Here is a 19148-nt window from a genome sequence, read left to right on the forward strand (position 1 = left end):
AATTTGAAGGCGACGGGGCGGCTTTCCAATATTTCTCGACGTTTTTCTTTGGAAATCCAGTCACGCCAAACGTCAACCAAACAGGGCATCGATGGGCATTAGCGAACAGCGGGACATGCACGAACACAGGTCATCAGAGGTCGCCGGAGGCGAGACATCGTGAAGGCATCGCTGCGCCAGACCATGTCGACGCTGCACACCTGGACCGGGCTGCTGCCTGGCTGGCTGCTGTTCGTCATCTTCCTGTTCGGCACGGTTGCGTTCTTCCAGCAGGAAATATCGCAATGGATGCGACCCGAACTGACACCCGCCCCGGTCAGTGAAAAGGCAATCGACGCCGCCGACACGATCCTGCGCAAGGAAGGCGCGGGTGCAGACGACTGGACGCTCTCCCTTCCCGGCAGCCGTGGCGGCGAAGGCTTCTCGATCAGTTGGACGCCGGCCGGCGGCGACCGCTCAAGTCAGCAGGAACGCATGCTCGACGCGACCAGCGGCGCTCTCACCAGCGTACGCGACACGCGCGGCGGCTTCTTCCTCTATCGCATGCATTTCGACCTTCATTATATGCCGGTCATGTGGGCGCGCCTGCTCGTCAGCCTGGCCGCGCTCGCCATGCTGGTCGCGATCCTGAGCGGCGTCGTCACCCACAAGAAGATCTTCACCGACTTCTTCCTGCTGCGCTTCGGCAAGGGCCAGCGCTCCTGGCTCGACGCGCATAATGTGACCGCCGTGCTTGCCCTGCCCTTCTATCTGATGATCACCTATACCGGGCTCGTCACCCTGCTTTTCACCCTGATGCCATGGGCGATCAGCGCAAATTTCCCGTCGACCGACGCCTATTATGAGGCGGCCTTCCCGTCCGGGCCAAAGAGCGAACCGAGCGAGGCGAAGGCCGATCTGCGCCCGATCCCCGAACTGCTACAGCGTGCCCGCATTTTGCGTCCCGGTTTCGAGCCCAGCTATGTCAGCATCAGCCATCCCGGCAATGCAGCCGCTATCGTCCGCATCTGGCCCCGCACCGAAACGCTGGGCGGCCACCAGCCGATGCTCTACCTCAACGGCGCCACCGGCAAGCCGCTGGCTGGCCCGCGCGAAGGCGGCGCAGCGACAGCGACCAAGGGGGTGATGGTCGACCTTCATGCCGGCCGCTATGCCAACCCGGCCTTGCGCTGGCTCTATTTCCTCTCCGGCGTGGGCGGCACGATCATGGTCGGCAGCGGGCTGGTGCTGTGGACGGTCAAGCGCCGCGCAAAGCTGCCCGACCCGGCCCGGCCCCATTTCGGTTTCCGTCTGGTCGAACGGCTGAACATCGGCGTGATCGCCGGCGCATCGGCAGGGATCGCGGTCTATTTCCTCGCCAACCGGCTGCTTGATCCGGCGATCACCAAACGCGCCGACTGGGAAGTCAACGCCCTGTTCATCGCCTGGGGCGCGATCTTTGTGTGGAGCCTGGGCCGGCCGGCACGGCGGGCCTGGGTCGAGACGCTGGCCGCCTGCGCCCTGCTCTATGCCGCCATTCCGCTGGTCAACGCCGCTACCACGCCCCGTGGCCTGCCCGCCAGCGTGATGGCGGGTGACGCTATCTTCATCCTGTTCGACCTGATGATGATCCTGACCGCCACCGGCTTCGCCTTTGCCGCCCGCAAGGTGGCAACCCACCAGTCCAAGGCCAAGGCGCGCAGCCGCACGCGCCAGCCCAAGCCAGATTTTCAGGAGGTGCCGGCATGACCCATGTCGCAACAGCCCTGCTGTCGCTCGGCGGCTTTGCGCTGCTGTTTCTGGCGATGGCCCGCCACCAGCAAGACTGGCTTCGTCGCAAGCTGCCCGACCCGCAATCGCGCCGATTGCGTCAGGCGGGCTTTGCGCTGCTGAGCATCGCCTTCCTGATCGCAGGCCTTGGCCTTGGCTGGGGTTATGGCAGCGTCGCCTGGTTCGGCTGGCTGAGCGCCGGCGCCGTCACGATCGTGACGCTCAATTGCAATCGCGAGCGCATCCTCACTTGGGTGCGGCCATGATCGGGTTCAGCTCTGTCGCTCGTGCGCGCTGGGCGAATGCCGGACGGATCACGGCCTGCACGCTGGGTGCCTATGGCCTGACCGCGCTCGTCACTGCGGCCCTTTCCCGCCTGCTCGTTCGGCTTGGCACCGATGCTGTCGAAGCTGTCACCGGCGTTACGCTTGCCAGCTTTGCCTTGTTCGCGGTGATCGCGATGAGCGCCTTTCACGCGCGCAATCCGGCGCGCGCATGGAGCGTCATGATCCTCCTGGCCCTGCCACCCGCCATGCTGCTGCTCATGCTTTCGGAATAGATATGGCCTCGCCCCCTCTCCCCCATACGCCACTGACCGATTATGTCGTGCCGAAATCGGCGCCGACCCTGAGCATCTTTGCGGTGGCTCCGCCGGCTGCGCCACCAGAAGCGGCAAGCGAAGTGCCGCCCGGCCCCGAACAGTTCCGGACGGAACAGTCGCAGTCAATGCCCCGGCAGCCTATCCTGGAGCCACCCGAGGATGTGAAGGTCGAAAGCATCGAACGGGTCGTGCCGGTAGAGTTTTTCCTACGATGATGCTGTTCCATGCGCTGATGGCCGGCCTTGCCATGACGGCGGGCGCGATGGCGAGCGAACAGGAAGCAGTTCAGAACAACAGCCCGCCAGCTCATCCGCCGATCGTCCCGGCTGGTCCTGATCCGGTTTATCCGGCCGATTTCTACGCGCCCTTTCAGCCCCAGACCGCGCTCGACATGCTGGAGCGCACCCCCGGCTTCCTATTGAGCGAGGGCAACAGCCTGCGCGGTTTTGGCGGCGCGGCCGGCAATGTGCTGATCGATGGTCAGCGACCGACGGTGAAGGCCGGCGGCATTACCGAGGTGCTGCGCCGGATCGGTGCCGCACGCGTCGAGCGGGTCGTGCTGTTGCGCGGGACCGACGCGGCCGAGGCACAGGGACAGACATTGGTGGCCAATGTCATCCTGCGCACCGATGGGGGCGGATCGGGCAATGCCTCGCTGAAGCTCAGCCATACCCGCGACGGCCGAATATCGCCCTCTGCCCAGATCAGCCACGCACGCAAGATTGCCGGCTGGCAAAGCAATGTGGAACTGTCGGTCGAGCAGGTCCGCTATCCGATCGACGGCATCTATCATATCAGCGACGGCAATGGCATGCCGACCGAGACCCGGCATGAGCGCATCATCGGCAAGGCACCGGAGATCGGGCTTGCGGCATCGACATCCGGCGCGCTGGCCGGCGGTACGCTGACGCTCAATCTGCGGCTCAATCGGGATGGCTATGAATCCGACCGGGCGATCATGATCATGCCGACTGACGGTGCAGCGATGATCGAGCGGACCATCGGCTATGACGAAAAGGGGCGCAGTGGCGAGTTGGGGCTCGACTGGACCCGCGCTCTTGGCAAGGACTGGTCGGCAAAGCTGGTGGGGCTCGGTCGGGTCGAACGCCTGACCACCGACGAGGACTATGTCGAGCCGGGCTATCGTGGCGTTTCAGCGCTGGCGCAGAAGCCGTTGGAGCTGGTCGGTCGCACGACGCTGACGCGGGGCGGCGACCATATGCTCCGCCCGGAACTGGGGATGGAGATCGCCTATAACCGGCTCAGCAGCGCCCTCGACTATGCGGAGGATAATGGCAGCGGCCTGACGCCGATCACCCTGGCCAACGCAAATAGCCGTGTGTCCGAACTGCGGGGCGAGGCCTTTGCCAATGTCACGCTGCGCCTCGGCAAACGCTGGACGCTGGAAAGCGGCATGGCGTTCGAACTGTCGCGCATCCGCGTTACGGGGGATGCTGCGAACGAGCAAAGCCTGTCCTATTGGAAACTGTCTGCCGCTCTGGTCTGGTCGCCACGCGATACCAGCCAGTTGCGACTGGGCATCCGCCGCACCGTCGATCAGCTCGACTTCGGCGACTTCGCCGCGTCGGTAAATCAGGCCGACGGCCGGCCGCTTGGCGGCAATGCCCAGTTGCGCCCGGCCCGCGTCACTCGCGCGCTCGTCCGTGCCGATCATCGCTGGGGCAAGGGCGGCGCGCTGGCGGTCGAGGCTTATCATCAATGGCACCAGGGGATGCTCGGCTATCTCCTCCTCCCCACGGGCGACGAAGCGCTGGGGACGATCGGCAATGCCCGCCAATGGGGTATCAGCACCCAGGCGACCCTCCCGCTCGATGCCGCCCTGCGTGGCGCGCGGCTGACGCTCGACGGTACGCTACGGGGATCGCGCATGCGCGACCCTGTAACCGGAGACAACAGGAAGATGGATGATATCGCGCCACGCAGCCTGAGCGCCGAGTTCCGCCACGACGTGCCGAAACTGCGTTCATCCTGGGGGATCAGCTATACCGCCGCCGAACAGGGCGATGTCTTCTACACCGGTGAACGACTGACCTGGCGCGACGATGCCGCATTCGATGCTTATGTCGAAACCACGGCGCTGGCAGGGTTCAAGACGACGCTGCGGGCCAGCGCGCTCAACGGTCAGGATTATCATCGGCTACGCCGCTTCTACAGCCCAAGCCGGGCAGGCAGCTATAGCGGGCAGGAACAACGCAACCAGTGGGAGGGTGCAGTCGTCTCGCTGACACTGGCGCGTGCGCTGTGAACCGCTCTACCCTGCCCCTCCACCGCCGCACGCGGACCGAGCGCCGGGTGCTCGCAATGCTGCGGGGCGAGGAGCAGCGGATCGGTCTCGCGGCCATCGACAGCTTCGCCCGCCTGCGCAGGATCGCCATCGAATGCGGCCTGCGCATCCAGCCGCCCGGCGCCCGCTATGTCAGTGACGACGAACTGGTCCTGCTTGCCTCGCTGGCCGATGCCCAGCGCCTCAGCTCTGCCCCCACAATACCCCTGGACGAACGGCTGACCGCCGATATCCGCTCCTGCGCGGAGTTGCTGATCCGGAATAATCTGCGGCTATCGCCGCTGACCCTTTATAGCGGGCGCGGAGCACGCCAAATCTGACCACAGCCGATGATCGGCGCCACCATCTCTGCCGCACGAATCTATGAGCCATTCTCCCGCCAGATTGCCCGAACTCATTTGCGCAAATTGTCTACAACTTTAGTTGACAGTTAACGCTCGGCCCCAAGCCGCGGCGGATCACGGTTGAGTGGGGAACAATGACAAAAGGGATTTTCCTGGGCGCCAGCGGCAGCGCGATCGTGGCTGTGGCAATTACCGGGTCGGCCTGGGCACAGGCGCCCGCGCCGGCAGAGGATGGCGACGCCGGCGGCGGCATCATCGTCACCGCCGAGCGGCGCGCTACGGACCTTCAGAAGACGGCGATCGCCATCTCTGCCTTCACGCCGGAGACGTTGGAGCAGCGCAACATCACCAATGTTCGCGATCTGGCCGGCCAGGTGCCCAACCTGTTCGTCGCCCGCACATCGATCAGCCACACCACCCAGACCTTCTCGCTGCGCGGCGTGGGCGAATCCGACCCGATCCAGGAGCCGGTACTCGCCATCTATGTCGACGATGTCTACATCCCGCGCCAGATCGCCTCGATGAGCGAATTTGTCGATCTGGAACGGATCGAGCTGCTGCGCGGGCCACAGGGGACGCTCTATGGCCGCAACTCGTCGGCCGGTGCTTTGCGCATCATCACCCGCGCCCCCGACGAAACCACCCATGTCACCGCCGAACTGGGCTATGGCAGCTATAATGACGTGCAGGGCCGGGCACTGGTCAGCGGCAAGATCGCGGACGACTTGTCGGGCAGCATCGCCTGGATCCATCGCAGCCGTGACGGCGTCACCTATGACCCGACGCTGGGCCATGACGTCAATCGGATCGACCTCGACGCCTGGCGCGGCAAGCTGCGCTATACCGGCATAGCCAATCTCGATGCGCTGTTGACCGTCAACATCCTGCGCGACCGTAGCGATACGCGGTCCTATATCCCCGTCAATCAGCCCGGCAGCTTCAGCCGCCGCCGATCCTATTCGGAGGTCGAACCGGACCAGCATCTCAATTCGCGCAGCGCGTCGCTGCGGCTGGTCTATGACCTGTCGCCTAATCTCTCTATCAAGTCGATCAGCGCCTATACCGGCTTCAACCTCAACCCCGTCAATTACGAGAATGACGGCGAGGCCGCGCTGATCCAGAAGAACCTGATCCATTATAATGACCGGGCCTTCAGCCAGGAGGCGCAGCTGAACGGCGACTTTGGCGACCTCAGCTTCACCAGCGGCCTCTTCTACCTGCACGAACGTTTCTTCGTGGAGCGTGACGGCTTCAGCCGCACCGGCACGGCCGCGACCGCCCCGGTCAACCGGTTGCGCGCCCACAACATCACTTACACCGATGCCTATGCCGTGTTCGGCGAGGGCACCTGGAAGGCGAATGACATATTCAGCCTGACCGCCGGCCTGCGCGGCACGATCGAAAAGAAGCGCTTCGTCTTCGACAACAAGGTGATCGACGATGATCGCAATGTCGTGGCCCAGTCGATCGCCGGCGAGGCGGAAAAGACCTGGAAGGCGCTGACACCGAAATTGTCGGTGCAGGCGCAATGGACGCCCAATCTGCTCAATTACCTCACCTATTCGCGCGGGTTCAAATCCGGCGGGTTCGACAATCGCGCGACCCGGCTGGACCTGGCTACCCTGCCCTTCGATCCGGAAAAGGTCTCGACCTATGAAGGCGGCCTCAAGGCCACCTTGTTCGGCGGCGCGCTGCGCAGCAATCTCGCCATCTTCTACAATGATTACAAGGATCTCCAGGTATCCTTCTACGACCCTGCCTATGTCGGATCACGCCGCGGCAATGCCGGCAAGGCGCATAGCTGGGGCGTCGAACTGGAGAATGACCTGCGCCTGTCGGATCGCTTCTCGCTTCAGGCATCGGCCGGCTACCTCAAGGCCATTTATGACGATTATAAGGGCGCGGGCGGCAATGGCGTGGATGCCGACGGCAATCCGCTGCTGAACGCGCCCAAATGGTCCCTGTCGGGCGGCGCCAATTATGCGCTGCCGCTGGGTACGTCGGGCAGCACATTGCGGCTGTCGGCCAATGCCCAATATCAGAGCAGCTTCTATCAGAACGCCCTCGCCCGGCCGCAGGACGAAGTGCCGGGCCAGACCTTCGTCAACGGCTCGATCACCTGGATATTGCCGGACGACCGTTTCCAGTTCGCCATCCAGGGCAAGAATATCCTGGGCGCGAACAAGCCGGTCAGTTCGACCTATATCCCCTCGACCGGGGTCTACTATAAAAATTATGCCGATCCCGCGACGGTGCTGCTGAGCGCCCGCTTCTCCTACTGACGCCCGCCCTATTGGCCCATTTCATATGGGCTTGAGGAGACCGCGTTGGTCGCGTGCGGCATCCCGGCATAGATGGAATGGGCTCACCCTCCCCTCCAGCAGAAGGACAAGGCCATGGCCCGTTCTCCGCATATCAAGCTCGGCTTCATCCTGCATGGCGTCGGCCGCACCTGGCATGACTGGCGTCATCCCGATCGTGATGTGAATGCCAGCACCAGCCTTGCCCGCTATCAGGAACAGGCGGCGACCGCAGAACGCGGCAAGTTCGACTTCCTGTTCGTCGCCGACAGCCTGTCGATCACCGAACGATCCAGCCCCCATTATCTCAACCGGTTCGAGCCGATCACCATCCTGTCCGCGCTGGCGGCAACCACCAGCCGGATCGGCCTGGTCGGCACATTGACGGTCAGCTATTCCGAACCCTTCAATGTGGCGCGGCAATTCGCCTCGCTCGATCATCTGAGCGGCGGGCGCGCAGGCTGGAACGTCGTCACCTCCTGGCTGGGTGACACCGCCGCCAATTTCAGCAAGAGCGAACATCCTGCCCATGCCGTGCGCTATCGCATCGCCGCCGAATATCTCGATGTGGTCCAGGGCCTGTGGGACAGTTGGGAAGACGGCGCCCATGTCGCCGACAAGGAAAGCGGCCAGTTCGTCGATCCCGATCGGCTGCATGCGCTCGACCATAAGGGCGAATTTTTCCAGGTGCGCGGCCCACTCAACATCAAGCGCACGCCGCAGGGCCAGCCGGTCATCTTTCAGGCCGGCGCATCCGACGATGGCCGCAACTTCGCCGCGCGACGGGCCGAAGTGATCTTCACCCATGCCGAGACGATCGAGGCGGGCCAGGCCTATTATGCCGATGTGAAGGCACGGGCGAAGGGCTTTGGCCGCGATGCCGACCAGCTGTTCATCCTGCCGGGCATCGCGGCGATCGTCGGCGACAGCGACGAGGAGGCCGAGGCGCGCTACCGCGAACTCGCCGCGCTGGAGTCGATCGACACTGGCCTCGGCTTCCTGTCGCGCACCTTCAACGACCATGATTTCCGCCAATATGATCTAGACGCCCCCTTCCCCGATGTCGCGCATCTGGGCCTCAACAGCCAGCAGAGCGGGACGCTGCGCATCCTGGCCGAAGTCGAGGCGGAGGGGCTGACCCTACGACAGGTGGCCGAACGGCTGGCAACGCCGCGCGGCGCTTTCGTGGGTTCGGCCGAGACGGTGGCCGACCAGTTGCAGCGCTGGTTCGAAAATGGCGCGGCCGACGGCTTCGTCCTGTTCGAACCGCTGCCGGGACAACTGGCCCTGTTCGTCGACAAGGTGATCCCGATCCTGCAGCAGCGCGGCCTGTTCCGCACCAACTATGAAGGGACGACTTTCCGCGAGCATCTGGGCCTGTCGGTGCCGGACAATCGCTACAGCGTTGCGCGCGAGGCCAAGTCGGCCGCCTGATCCCATCGAACAAGAAAAGGCCCGGCAATCAAATTGCCGGGCCTTTTTTTTGCGTTTAGCGCAGCCAGGCGAGGATATCGTCCGCCTCCGACCGGTCGAGCCAGTCCGGGCTGACCTGCAAGCGCTGCACCACCCGCCCCCGCCCCAGCAACAGCGCCGCGGGCTGCGGCAATTCCCAGCTGCCCGTGCCGGTCACCTCGCCGATCCAGCCGGCGGGCGGCGGCGACGGGCGATCATCGGGGAGGAAGGCGATGCCGAGCAGGCGTGCGAGTTGATTGTCGCGATCGGTCGCGACGGCGAAGGGCAGATCATGACGGCGCTTGATCTCCACCAGCCGATCGGGCTGTTGCGGGCTGAGCGCGACCAGCGGGATGCCGCGCGCGCGCAGCACCGGCCAGAGCGTTTCGGCATAATAGGGCAAGGCGATGTTGCAGGCGGGGCAGCCGGCAAAGCGGAAGAAGATCAGCAGCGCCGGCCCCTGCGCCGTCAGCGCGTCGAGCGTCAGCGTGGCGCCTTCCACATCGTCGAGTGCCAGATCGGGCAGAACATCGCCGGGCTGCGCCACCGTCGCCGCATCGAAGCGCGCCACCAGCTGCTGCCGCTGCGCCGCGTTGCGCGCAAGTTGGGCGGGCGACCAGTCCCGTTCCCGTTCCGCCTGAAGCGCGGCATAGCGCGCCCTCAAATTGTCGCCGACGATCGTCGCCATCTGCCTGTCTCCTTTGCTGGAGATAGGAAAATGGCGCCGCGGGGCACGCGACGCCAATGAGACTTGGCGGAAATCCGCCGATTAATCCTTATAGATCAGGCGTCATAGCCCGCTGCCTGGCGCGATGCCTTGCGCAGCGCCGCTTCCCAGACCAGATCATAATGGGTGCGCCGCCCCTCGACCGGCTGGCGCTCGCGCGACATCTGGCGCTTCACTTCCGCCTGCGCCTCCTCCGGCGCGATCAGCACATTGTCGCGCCCGACGCTGAGCGAACGGACCTGCGCGGTGCAGGCGGATTCGAGCTGATAGATACCGCTCCATGCTTCTCCCGGAGACGCGCCGAGCGCCAGCGTGCCATGGTTGCGCAGCAGCATGACCTTGGTGTCGCCCAGGTCCGCCACCAGCCGCTCGCGCTCGTCCAGGTTCAGCGCCACGCCCTCATAGTCATGATAGGACAGGCGCGGGATCAGGGCCAGCGCGCGCTGGTTCAAGGGCAGCAGCCCTTCGGCATGGGCCGAAACCGCCATGCCGTCGGCGCTGTGGAAATGGGCGATATAATGAGCGTCGTCGCGCGCGCCGTGGATCGCCGAATGGATGACATAGCCCGCATAGTTGATGCCATAGTCGCTCTCCCCGATGACATTGCCGTCGAGGTCGACCTTGACCAGGCTGGATGCGGTGATCTCGTCGAACATCAGGCCGAACGGATTGATCAGGAAATGATGGTCCGGGCCCGGCACACGGGCGGAAATATGGGTGTAGATGAAATCGTCCCAGCCGTAGAGCGCCGAGAGCCGATAGAAGGCGGCGAGATCGACGCGCACCTTCCATTCGGCTTCGCTGATGCCAGTGCGGGAGAAACGGTCATCCTTGAGGATGGTGGCCATGGGGAAAGCTCCTTGCGTCAGGATCCGAAACTGGTGTCGAAGGCCTGCGCCACGTCCCGTTTGGGATCGATCAGGCCGGCCCGGCGATAGCGGTCGACGATCGCCTGTTCATGCGCGATCACCTTGGCATCGACGGGCTGCGAAATGCGGTTGCTGCGCTCGAAACTGGCGCGGGCGATGTCGATCGGCAGGCCGGTTTCCTTGGCCAGCACGGCGGCAAACTGGTCGGGATGGGCGCGGGCCCAGGCGACCGCCTTCGCCTCACGCTGGAGGAAATCGGCCAGCAGCGCGCGCTTGGGCGCGATCGAGGCGTCATGGGCGATGTCGATATAAAGCGGCAGGCCGTAATCGCTGGCATCGGCAACCGCCCGCGCCCCTTCCTTGACCGCGACATTGGTATAGGGGGTCCAGGTCGACCAGGCGTCGATCGATCCGCTGTCGAACGCAGCCTTGGCATCGCCCGGCGGCAGGAAGGTGATCTTGACCTTGTCGGCCGAGATATGCGCCCGCTCCAGCGCCTGAAGCAGCAGATGATGGCCGATCGATCCGCGCGTGGTGGCGATCGTCCTGCCGACCAAATCCTGGGCAGATCGGATGGAGGAGCCATTTTTCACCAGGATCGCGAGCGCCTCAGGCGCCTGGTTGGCGGGCGCCTGCACCGCGATCGCCTTGACCGGGCTGCCGCTCTGATAGGCGAAGATGAAGGGCGCGTCGGCGGCAAGGCCCAGATCGGCCGCGCCACCACCGACCGCTTCCAGCAGCGGCTGGGCAGCGGGAAATTCCGACCATTCGACCTTGTAGGAGGCGCCATCGAGCGCGCCGGAGGCAAGCATCATCGCCTTCACCTGCCCCTTCTGGTTGGCGACGCGCAGCACCGGCACCTGTTCAGTGCGATATTGGGTGACAGCGAAGGCGACACCGGCGGAGGCGATCAGCGCGCCGGCGATCAGGATCAGCTTTGTCTTCGCCATGTCAGCCCGCGAGCGCGACGTCGACCTTCTCCCGCTCGGCCACCTTGCGGCGGACGACCGGCAGCAGTTCGCGGCCATAGAGGATGGAATCGCCCAGCGGATCGAAGCCGCGGATCAGGAAATGATCGATGCCGATATCATAATAATCGAGCATCGCGTCGGCCACCTGTTCGGGCGTGCCGACCAAGCCGGTGGAATTGCCGGCCGCACCGGTGAGCGCGGCGACGCCGGTCCACAGCCGCTTGTCCTGTCGGTTGGCTCTGGCCGCCTCCAGCAGGCGCAGCGATCCGACATTGGGCGGGCGATGACCGGTCAGTGGCAGGCCCGCGGCGACGCGATTGGCGCGCACCTGCTCCTCAATCTCCGCCGCGCGCTTCCAGGCCGCTTCTTCGGTATCGGCGATCACCGGACGCAGCGACAGCGAGAAGCCGGGATTGCGGCCATGACGGACGGCGGCACGGCGCACCTGGCGTACCGTGTCCTGCACCGCTTCGAGCGTTTCGCCCCAGAGCGCATAGACGTCGGCATGGCGCCCGGCGACCTCGATCGCCTCGGCCGATGAACCGCCGAAGAAGACGGGCAGATTGTCCGGCTTGATCGCGCTGAAGGCCTGACGAATGTCGTAAAAGTCACCCTGATGGTCGAAAGGCTGGGCCGCCGTCCATTCCTGGCGCAGGATGGTCAGATATTCGTCGGTGCGCTGATAGCGCTGGGCCTTGACCGTGCCGGTGTCGCCGTCACGCGCCATTTCCTCGTCGGCGCCACCGGTGATGATGTGGACCGCGACCCGCCCCCCCGACAGCTGGTCGAGCGTCGCCAGCTGGCGCGCGGCCACGGTCGGCTGGGTGAAACCGGGGCGATGGGCGACAAGGAAACCAAGCTTGCTGGTCAGCGCGGCGGCATGGGCCGCGACGATCTGACTTTCTGGGCTGTTGGAGCCGAAGGGGATGAGGACGCGATCAAAGCCGCCCTCCTCCTGTGCCCTGGCGGCCGCCTCGACATAATTCTTGTCGAGCACGCGGCTGCGCACCGCCGCCTGGGTTTCCGAGCCATTGTTGAAGCCGATATAGCCGATGAACCTGACGCTCATGGGGTCATTCCTTCCCGAAGTTCAGATGACGTAGAAGCCGTGGGTGCCGTCTTTTTCGAGCTGAGCGACAAGGCCATATTCCCAGTCGAGATAGGCCTGCATCTTCTCGGCCTTGTTGTCGGTGCCCTCATAGGGGCGCTTGTAGCGGCCCTCGGGCCCGCGCGGGCTTGGCGCGCCGTCACTGCCGCGTTCCAGCACCACCGCCGACCAGTCGACCGACAGGACATAGACTTCCCAGCCCAGCTGGGCGAGCCAGGAGGCGCTCATGTCGGCACGCGGGCCAAGATCGTCGGTGACGACGATGCGGGCGCCGCGCACCGGGGCATTATGGTCGGTTTCCTGCACCAGCTGGCCGCCCTGCGCATTGCGGAAGCCGGGCAGATGCCCCGCCTCATATTCGCGCGGCTGGCGCACATCATAGAGATAGAGGGTGCGGGCGGTGTCGGCCTTCAGATGCTCCAGATCGTCCCAGCCGATCCACTTGACCCCGGCGCGATAGGCGACGTCGCGGGCATGGGCACGGGCCGCCTCGATCGCCTTGTCATCGACTTCGGGGGCCGCACGCACCTGGCCGGTTTCAAGCCCCTGTCCGGCCAGCGTCCAGCCGATCGTGCCGTTGCGCAGCGCATAGACCTTGTTCGGCAGGCCGGCATTGACCAGCGACTGGGTGCCGATGATCGACCGGGTACGGCCGGCGCAGTTGACGATGATGGTCGTGTCGGGATCGGGCGCGATCGTGCCGGCGCGCAGCACCAGTTCGGCGCCGGGCACGCTGGTCCCGGTCGGGATGCTCATCGTATGATATTCGTCATAACGGCGCGCATCCAGGATTGCGATGTCGGCCTTCTCGTCGATCAGCGCCTGCACATCTTCGGCTGCGAGGCTGGGCGTATGGCGGCGATGCTCGACCAGTTCGCCGAACGCCTTGGAATAGCTGTTCACATCTTCGAACAATTCATAGCCGGCGTCGCGCCAGGCCTGAAGTCCGCCCTCCAGTTCGCGAACGTCGGTATAGCCCAGGCCCTGCAATCGCACGGCGGCGCGGCGCGCCAGCCCCTCGCCCGCATCATAGACGATGATCGGCGTATCGAGCCGGGGGATACGCCAGCGCGCCTCCTCATCAATGCGGCGCAGCGGGATCTGGGCGGCGAACAATGGATGGCCTTGCGCGAACTCATGTTCCTCACGCACGTCGATCAGGGCGATCTCGTCGCGGGCGATCAGCGCGGTGCGGATATCGGCCGGGGTGGCGACTTCTATGCGGTCCAATATGTCGGTGGTCATGCGTTTCTCGATCTGTCCCAGAGGTTGGGGATGACGCGGTTGGCGTATCCGGAGATGAAGCTTTTGGGCGTGCCGTCGGCGGCGAAGGTCGCGCGCTCGACCGCGCCGATATTGCCGCCATAGACATGGATGCTGACCGACGGCGCATCGGCCCGGCCGTTGGATACGCGGTGGATGTCGCCGATCCGGGGCGACACGGCACCCACCTCGCCCTCGCGCAATATGTCTGTGCCCTGCGCGACCAGTCCGCCGCCGGGCAGGCGATGGAACCGCTCGACCTGCTCGCTGCCGCGCAGCACGCCGACCAGCCCCCAGACGCCATGGTCGTGGATCGGGGTCGACTGACCCGGTCCCCAGACGAAGCTGACGACACTGAACCGCTCGCGACTGTCGCAATGAAGCAGATATTGCTGATAGCGATCGGGATCGGGCCGGGCATATTCGGGCGGCAGCCAGTCGTCGCGGGCGATCAGCCGGGCGAGCAACGTGCGGCCACTTTCCAGCAGCGCCTGTTCGTCGCGGGTGCAGGCGATCAGGTCAGCCAATGCCGTGACGAAACCGCGCAGGCGGCTGGTATCGACCGGCCGGTCAATGGTGGTAACGGCGTTCATTCCGCCGCCTCCGCCTGGCGGGCGAAGGGCACCACACCCTCGCCATGATGGTCGCCGCCCAGATGGGACAGAAGCTGTTCGCGCAGCCGGCCGGCAAGGCCCGCGCGCTCGCCGCGCGCGGCGTGAATGCGCTCCTCCGCGACGATCCGCCCCTTGTCGAGCACCAGCACCCGGTCGGCCAGCGCAATCGCTTCCTCGACATCATGGGTGACGATCAGCACCGCGGGCCTGTGCGTCCGCCAGAGCGAGAGAACCAGGTCATGCATGCGATAGCGGGTCAGCGCGTCGAGGGCGGCAAAGGGCTCATCAAGCAGCAGCAATTGGGGTTCGCGCACCAGCGCGCGGGCGAGCGCAGCGCGCTGCGCTTCCCCACCGGACAGGGTGAGCGGCCAGGCGTCCAGCCGATGGCCAAGGCCGACTTCCTTCAGCGCGGCTTGCGCCCGGTCGCGGATGGCACCGCCTTTCAGGCCCAGCGCGACATTCTTCCAGACCGGCTTCCACGGCAGCAGCCGGGCATCCTGGAACACGACGGCTCGGCTGTCGGGCACTTCGACATCCTGTGCGCCGGCATCGTCCAGCCCGGCGAGGGTGCGCAGCAAGGTGGTCTTGCCCGATCCCGACCGGCCCAGCAGGGCGATGAACTCGCCCGGCGCGATTTCCAGGTCCAGTCCGTCGATGATGCGGTTGGCGCCAAAACTGCGGGTGAATTGCTGCAGGCGGACGACCGGTTCGGGATGCGGCTGGTGCGCCGCGCTGTCGATGGTGGAAAAGCCGAGGCGCGCGTCCATGATCAATTCTCCACTATGCTGGGGCGCCAGACGAGGGCGCGGGCTTCGAGGGACCGGACCAGCCAGTCGGCACCAAGGCCGAGAATGGCGTAGACCATGAGGCAGACGACGATGATGTCGGTGCGCATGAAGTCGCGGGCATTGTTGATGAGATAGCCAAGGCCGGCCGAGGCGTTGATCTGTTCCGCCACCACCAGCACCAGGATCGAGATGGAGAGGGCATAGCGCAGCCCGACCAGCAGCGAGGGCAAGGCGGCGGGCAGCACGACGTGCCAGACCTGTTCCCAGCGGCTGAGGCCGAAGCTCTTGGCGGCATCAAGCAGGCGCGGATCGACGCCGCGAATGCCGGCATAGAGGTTGAGATAGACCGGGAAGATGGTGCCGAAGGCAATGAGCGCGATCTTGGGCGTCTCGCCAATGCCGAACCAGACGATGAACAGCGGCGTCAGCGCCAGCGCGGGAATGGTCCGCTTGATCTGCATCAGCGGGTCGATCGCCAGTTCCGCGCCGCGCGACAAGCCCGCTGCCAGCCCCAGCGCCAGCCCGAGGCCGACGCCGATCAGCAGGCCGACCGCGACGCGGGCGAAGGAGACCAGCAGATTGGAGGGCAGTTCGCCGCTCAGCACCATCTGGATCAGCGTGCCGATCACGGCGGAGGGCGCGGCCAGCGTGCGTTCGGGGATAAGGCCCGTGCGCGAGCCCAGTTCCCACAGCAAAAGCAACAGCAAAGGTGACAGCCATCGGCCGCCGAAGCGAGCGAGGGAGAAGCGGCGTCTGGCGCGCTGCGGCGGCGTGTCGCTCCTTATTGCCAATGCGGTCATGTCCATCCGTCATGCTGGTGAAGTCGCCTTCATCCAACATCAATTCTCTACTCATTCAATTGAGTTTTATCGTGCCGCCCTATGAGGGAAAATCATAGATCGCCATTTGCCGCTGATTCTGGCCCGATTCCGGGGGCTTCGGCGCGCGACAGGCTCGATAGCTTTTCCTGCCCCCGGACAAACTCTACTATTTTGATTGATATATTGGCATGGATCATAAGCACAGGCCCGTGCCCGGCATCGGATCGGCCCCCTTTCACCATCAAAAGGATATGCCGTGCCGGTCAATTTGCCGACCAATCTCCTGCGCAGCTTCGTCGCGATCGTCGACACCGGGTCGATGCTCAATGCGTCGGAACAGGTATTCGTGACCCAGTCCGCCCTCAGCCTGCAGATCAAGCGGCTGGAGGAACTGGTCCAGCAGTCGCTGTTCCTGCGCGAAGGCCGCCGCCTGCACCTGACCGCGGCGGGGGAGGTGCTGCTCGATTATGCGCGCCGGGTGCTGAGCCTGCATGACGAGGCGGTGGCGGCGGTCAGCGCCGGACGCTTCGCCGGCCCGGCGCGGATCGGCATGGTCCAGGATTTTGCCGACAGCCTGCTTTCGGGCCTGCTCTCCCGCTTTGCCGAGCTGCACCCCGACGCGCAAATCTATGCACGGGTCGCGGGCACGGCGGAGTTGCAGGCGCTGCTGGACCGGCGCGAACTGGACATATTGCTGGGCTTTGCCGCGCCCAATGATGGCAGCGCGGTCACGGTGGCGCCGATGAGTTGGTATGGCACGGCCGAACTGGTTGATCGCGACACGATCCCGCTGGCGGTGCTGGAGGAACCGTGCCGTTTCCGCGAGGCGGCGATCCGGGCGCTGGAGGATATGGGGCTGCAATGGCGGATTGCGGTCGAGACGCCCAACCTCGCCACGCTGCGCGCCGCGGTGGCCGCAGGGCTGGGCATCACCGCACGGACCCATTTGTTCCAGGATGACATGACGGTGCTGGAGCATGAGCGGCTGCCCACCCTGCCCCGCGTCGCCGCGATCCTGCGCACCAGCGACAAGCTGGACCGCGCCGCGCATCGACTGGCGGAACTGGCGCGCGAAACGGTGACCGGGCATTAATGCCCGGTCATCCAGACGTCAGTAACCGCGCGCCGGATCAACGATGTCGGACGGTGCCTCGCCCCGAACGAAGCGGGTCAGGTCGTCCTGGATCTTTTCCAGCAGGCGATGGCGTACCAGTTGGTAATTGCTGGAAATATGCGGGGTCAGCCGCACCTTGGGATGGGTGTAGAGGACATGGCCCTCGGGCAGCGGTTCGGGGTCGGTGACGTCCAGCGTCGCAAAGCCCAGCCGGCCATCGTCCAGCGCCCGCACCAAAGCCGCCTGATCGAGCACCGATCCGCGCGCGACATTGATGAGATGCGCGCCCGGCCGCACCCGCGCCAGCAGCGCATCATCGACAAGATGGCGGGTCTGGGCCGTGGCGGGCACGGCGAGCAGGATATGATCCGCCTCCTCCACCAAAGTGCCGACATCGCCGACCAGTTGCACGCCCGGCACGCTGGGCTGCGCGCCGGATCGCCGCACGCCGATCACCTGCGCGCCGAGCGCCAGGCCGCGCCGCGCCACCGCCGCGCCGATCGCGCCCATGCCAATGATGCCGATGGTCGTTCCCGATACCCGGCCCAGCTGCGCCGGTCCCCATTGCGCCCGCGAACGGACAGTGACGGCATCGAGATTCTTGGCATGGGCATAGATGGCTGCGATCGCATAATCGGCGATCTCCTCCGACGCGACACCCCGACCACAGGTGACGAGCGGTGCGTCGAGCAGCCAGTCGGGATAGAAATCGACCCCCACCGACGCGCTGTAGACCCATTTCAGGCGCCCCGGCCAGGGTGCGGGGCGGCGCACCTCCGGCGCGCGCCAGGCCGGCGACGGGCGGATCAGCAATATGTCGGCCTCGTCGGCAGCGCTCCAGGGCGCGTCCTCGGCAACGTCGATCAGCACGGGAGCGGACGGGTGACGGGCAAGGCTCCGGTTGAAATCCGGCTCCATCTGGCTGGCGATGATCAGGGACATGGGCTCAATTCCCCAGCGCCGCGCGACCGGCGGCAATCAGGATGGTGTCGGTCTGCGGCGAATGGATACGGCTGCACAGCACGTCGCGATAATGGCGTTCCAGCGGGTTATGGCGGCTGATGCCGGGGTTGCCGGTCAGCTCCAGCCCGATCTCGACCGCGCGGATGGCGTTGGCGGTGGCGACATATTTGATCGCATTGGCCTCGACCGCCAGCGGCGGATCGCCCGCGTCGATCCGCGCCGCAGCGTCGCGCACCAGCGTGCGGTTGACCTGCAACAGCGCCTCGATCTCGCCGAACTTCTCCTGCACGCGCGGCAGGGTGGCGAGCGATGCGCCCAGATTGCTCGGCACCCGATCATTGAGATAGCCACGCAGCCAGTCGCGCGCGGCGCGCGCCACCCCGTCATAGATGACCGAGATGGAGAGCGCATTCCACAGCGTCTGGACCGGATCGGGCGCGCCCCATTCCTCCGGCCGGCGAATGTCGACCGCATGGTCGGCCGGCGTCGGCGTATCGGTGAAATGAACGGCATGGCTGACCGTGGCGCGCATCCCTAGATGATCCCAGGCCGGCTCGATATCCACCCCCGGACTGCCGGCCCGGACCAGGAAATTGCCGACGCGTGGGGCATCCTCATCGGTCTTGGCCCAGACCGAATACCAGTCGAGCCCGGTCGATCCGGTCGAGTAGATCTTCGTGCCGCTGATCGCCCAGCCATGGGCAGTGCGCCGCGCGATCGTGGCGGGCAGGCCACCGCGCACCGGCGTGCCCAGTTCCGGTTCGACCCGCAAGCCGCCGATCAGGCCCCGCCCTGCCACCGCGTCGCGCGCCAATTGCTCATAGATGTCCGCCGGCCAGCCCCGCGCCCGGTTGGGCGTGGCATGATAATGATAGGTCATGAACAGGATCAGCGCGGTCGAGGGATCGCCCTTCGCCACCGCCGCCAGCACCCGCAGCGCTTCGGAAACCGACGCCCCCCGCCCGCCATGGGCGCGTGGCACGGTCAGCGCGATCAGCCCCTGCTGCGCCAATATGTCGAAATTGGCGCGGGGAAATTCGGCGCTGCGGTCATATTGCTCCGCATTGGCCGCCAGCAAGCGGGTCAGCCGGTCGAGCTGGTCGGCGGGCACCGGCCCTTCGGGCGGCTGCGGCTGCACGGAAATTGCCTGGGTCGCCAT

The 19148-nt window shown here is 65.5% G+C and carries 19 protein-coding genes; 9 read left to right on the plus strand and 10 right to left on the minus strand.

The window, feature by feature from the left end:
* The first annotated feature begins 159 nt into the window (after positions 1-159).
* The 8 genes from VHN57_RS11390 (at position 160) to VHN57_RS11425 (ending at position 8733) form a co-directional block, all read left to right on the plus strand.
* Positions 160-1728 carry a PepSY-associated TM helix domain-containing protein gene (locus VHN57_RS11390; protein ID WP_423283887.1) on the plus strand — a complete coding sequence of 523 codons (1569 nt, stop codon included), beginning with the start codon at positions 160-162 and terminating at the stop codon, positions 1726-1728.
* Complete coding sequence (locus tag VHN57_RS11395; protein WP_423283889.1) at positions 1725-2015, plus strand: DUF3325 domain-containing protein; 291 nt, start codon at positions 1725-1727, stop codon at positions 2013-2015. Before VHN57_RS11390 ends, VHN57_RS11395 begins: the two co-directional genes overlap by 4 nt.
* Positions 2012-2308 carry a hypothetical protein gene (locus VHN57_RS11400; protein WP_125985779.1) on the plus strand — a complete coding sequence of 99 codons (297 nt, stop codon included), beginning with the start codon at positions 2012-2014 and terminating at the stop codon, positions 2306-2308. Before VHN57_RS11395 ends, VHN57_RS11400 begins: the two co-directional genes overlap by 4 nt.
* Before the next feature lie 2 nt (positions 2309-2310).
* Positions 2311-2565, plus strand: coding sequence for a hypothetical protein (locus VHN57_RS11405; RefSeq protein ID WP_423283891.1), 255 nt, complete (start codon positions 2311-2313; stop codon positions 2563-2565).
* Positions 2562-4616 (plus strand): TonB-dependent receptor plug domain-containing protein, encoded by a 2055-nt coding sequence (locus VHN57_RS11410; RefSeq protein WP_423283893.1) that lies wholly within the window; start codon positions 2562-2564, stop codon positions 4614-4616. Before VHN57_RS11405 ends, VHN57_RS11410 begins: the two co-directional genes overlap by 4 nt.
* On the plus strand, positions 4613-4975 hold the full coding sequence (locus tag VHN57_RS11415) for a hypothetical protein (RefSeq protein ID WP_278987321.1): 363 nt from the start codon (positions 4613-4615) through the stop codon (positions 4973-4975). The genes VHN57_RS11410 and VHN57_RS11415 overlap by 4 nt, the downstream gene beginning before the upstream one ends.
* A gap of 158 nt (positions 4976-5133) precedes the next feature.
* Positions 5134-7281, plus strand: coding sequence for a TonB-dependent receptor (locus VHN57_RS11420; protein WP_278987323.1), 2148 nt, complete (start codon positions 5134-5136; stop codon positions 7279-7281).
* A 114-nt stretch (positions 7282-7395) separates the two neighbouring features.
* Positions 7396-8733 carry an LLM class flavin-dependent oxidoreductase gene (locus tag VHN57_RS11425; RefSeq protein ID WP_278987325.1) on the plus strand — a complete coding sequence of 446 codons (1338 nt, stop codon included), beginning with the start codon at positions 7396-7398 and terminating at the stop codon, positions 8731-8733.
* 55 nt (positions 8734-8788) lie between these two features.
* Here the strand turns inward: VHN57_RS11425 and VHN57_RS11430 are convergent, their stop codons facing one another.
* The 8 genes from VHN57_RS11430 to VHN57_RS11465 form a co-directional block, all read right to left on the minus strand.
* Entirely contained in the window at positions 8789-9439 is a 651-nt protein-coding gene (locus tag VHN57_RS11430) for a peroxiredoxin-like family protein (protein WP_278987327.1), read from the minus strand.
* A gap of 95 nt (positions 9440-9534) precedes the next feature.
* Positions 9535-10326 (minus strand): class II aldolase/adducin family protein, encoded by a 792-nt coding sequence (locus VHN57_RS11435; RefSeq protein WP_004207513.1) that lies wholly within the window; start codon positions 10324-10326, stop codon positions 9535-9537.
* Positions 10327-10343: 17 nt separating this feature from the next.
* Entirely contained in the window at positions 10344-11297 is a 954-nt protein-coding gene (locus VHN57_RS11440) for an ABC transporter substrate-binding protein (protein WP_278987329.1), read from the minus strand.
* Between the two features lies 1 nt (position 11298).
* Positions 11299-12387 (minus strand): LLM class flavin-dependent oxidoreductase, encoded by a 1089-nt coding sequence (locus VHN57_RS11445; protein ID WP_423283897.1) that lies wholly within the window; start codon positions 12385-12387, stop codon positions 11299-11301.
* A 21-nt stretch (positions 12388-12408) separates the two neighbouring features.
* Positions 12409-13671: a rhodanese-like domain-containing protein gene (locus VHN57_RS11450; protein WP_423283899.1), complete on the minus strand. Its 1263-nt coding sequence runs from the start codon at positions 13669-13671 to the stop codon at positions 12409-12411.
* Positions 13668-14282, minus strand: a complete 615-nt coding sequence (locus VHN57_RS11455; RefSeq protein ID WP_278988672.1) for a cysteine dioxygenase family protein — start codon at positions 14280-14282, stop codon at positions 13668-13670. Before VHN57_RS11455 ends, VHN57_RS11450 begins: the two co-directional genes overlap by 4 nt.
* Entirely contained in the window at positions 14279-15070 is a 792-nt protein-coding gene (locus VHN57_RS11460; protein WP_278988670.1) for an ABC transporter ATP-binding protein, read from the minus strand. Before VHN57_RS11460 ends, VHN57_RS11455 begins: the two co-directional genes overlap by 4 nt.
* 2 nt (positions 15071-15072) lie before the next feature.
* On the minus strand, positions 15073-15891 hold the full coding sequence (locus tag VHN57_RS11465) for an ABC transporter permease (RefSeq protein ID WP_423283902.1): 819 nt from the start codon (positions 15889-15891) through the stop codon (positions 15073-15075).
* A gap of 277 nt (positions 15892-16168) precedes the next feature.
* Here VHN57_RS11465 and VHN57_RS11470 point away from each other — a divergent pair, with 277 nt between their 5' ends.
* On the plus strand, positions 16169-17005 hold the full coding sequence (locus VHN57_RS11470; RefSeq protein WP_423283904.1) for a LysR substrate-binding domain-containing protein: 837 nt from the start codon (positions 16169-16171) through the stop codon (positions 17003-17005).
* 18 nt (positions 17006-17023) lie between these two features.
* Here VHN57_RS11470 and VHN57_RS11475 read toward each other — a convergent pair whose 3' ends face one another.
* Positions 17024-17968, minus strand: coding sequence for an NAD(P)-dependent oxidoreductase (locus tag VHN57_RS11475; RefSeq protein WP_423283906.1), 945 nt, complete (start codon positions 17966-17968; stop codon positions 17024-17026).
* 4 nt (positions 17969-17972) lie between these two features.
* Positions 17973-19148: an acyl-CoA dehydrogenase family protein gene (locus VHN57_RS11480; RefSeq protein ID WP_423283908.1), complete on the minus strand. Its 1176-nt coding sequence runs from the start codon at positions 19146-19148 to the stop codon at positions 17973-17975.

This window comes from Sphingobium salicis subsp. salicis, from assembly GCF_049472635.1.
Taxonomy (GTDB): Bacteria; Pseudomonadota; Alphaproteobacteria; order Sphingomonadales; family Sphingomonadaceae; genus Sphingobium; species Sphingobium yanoikuyae_A.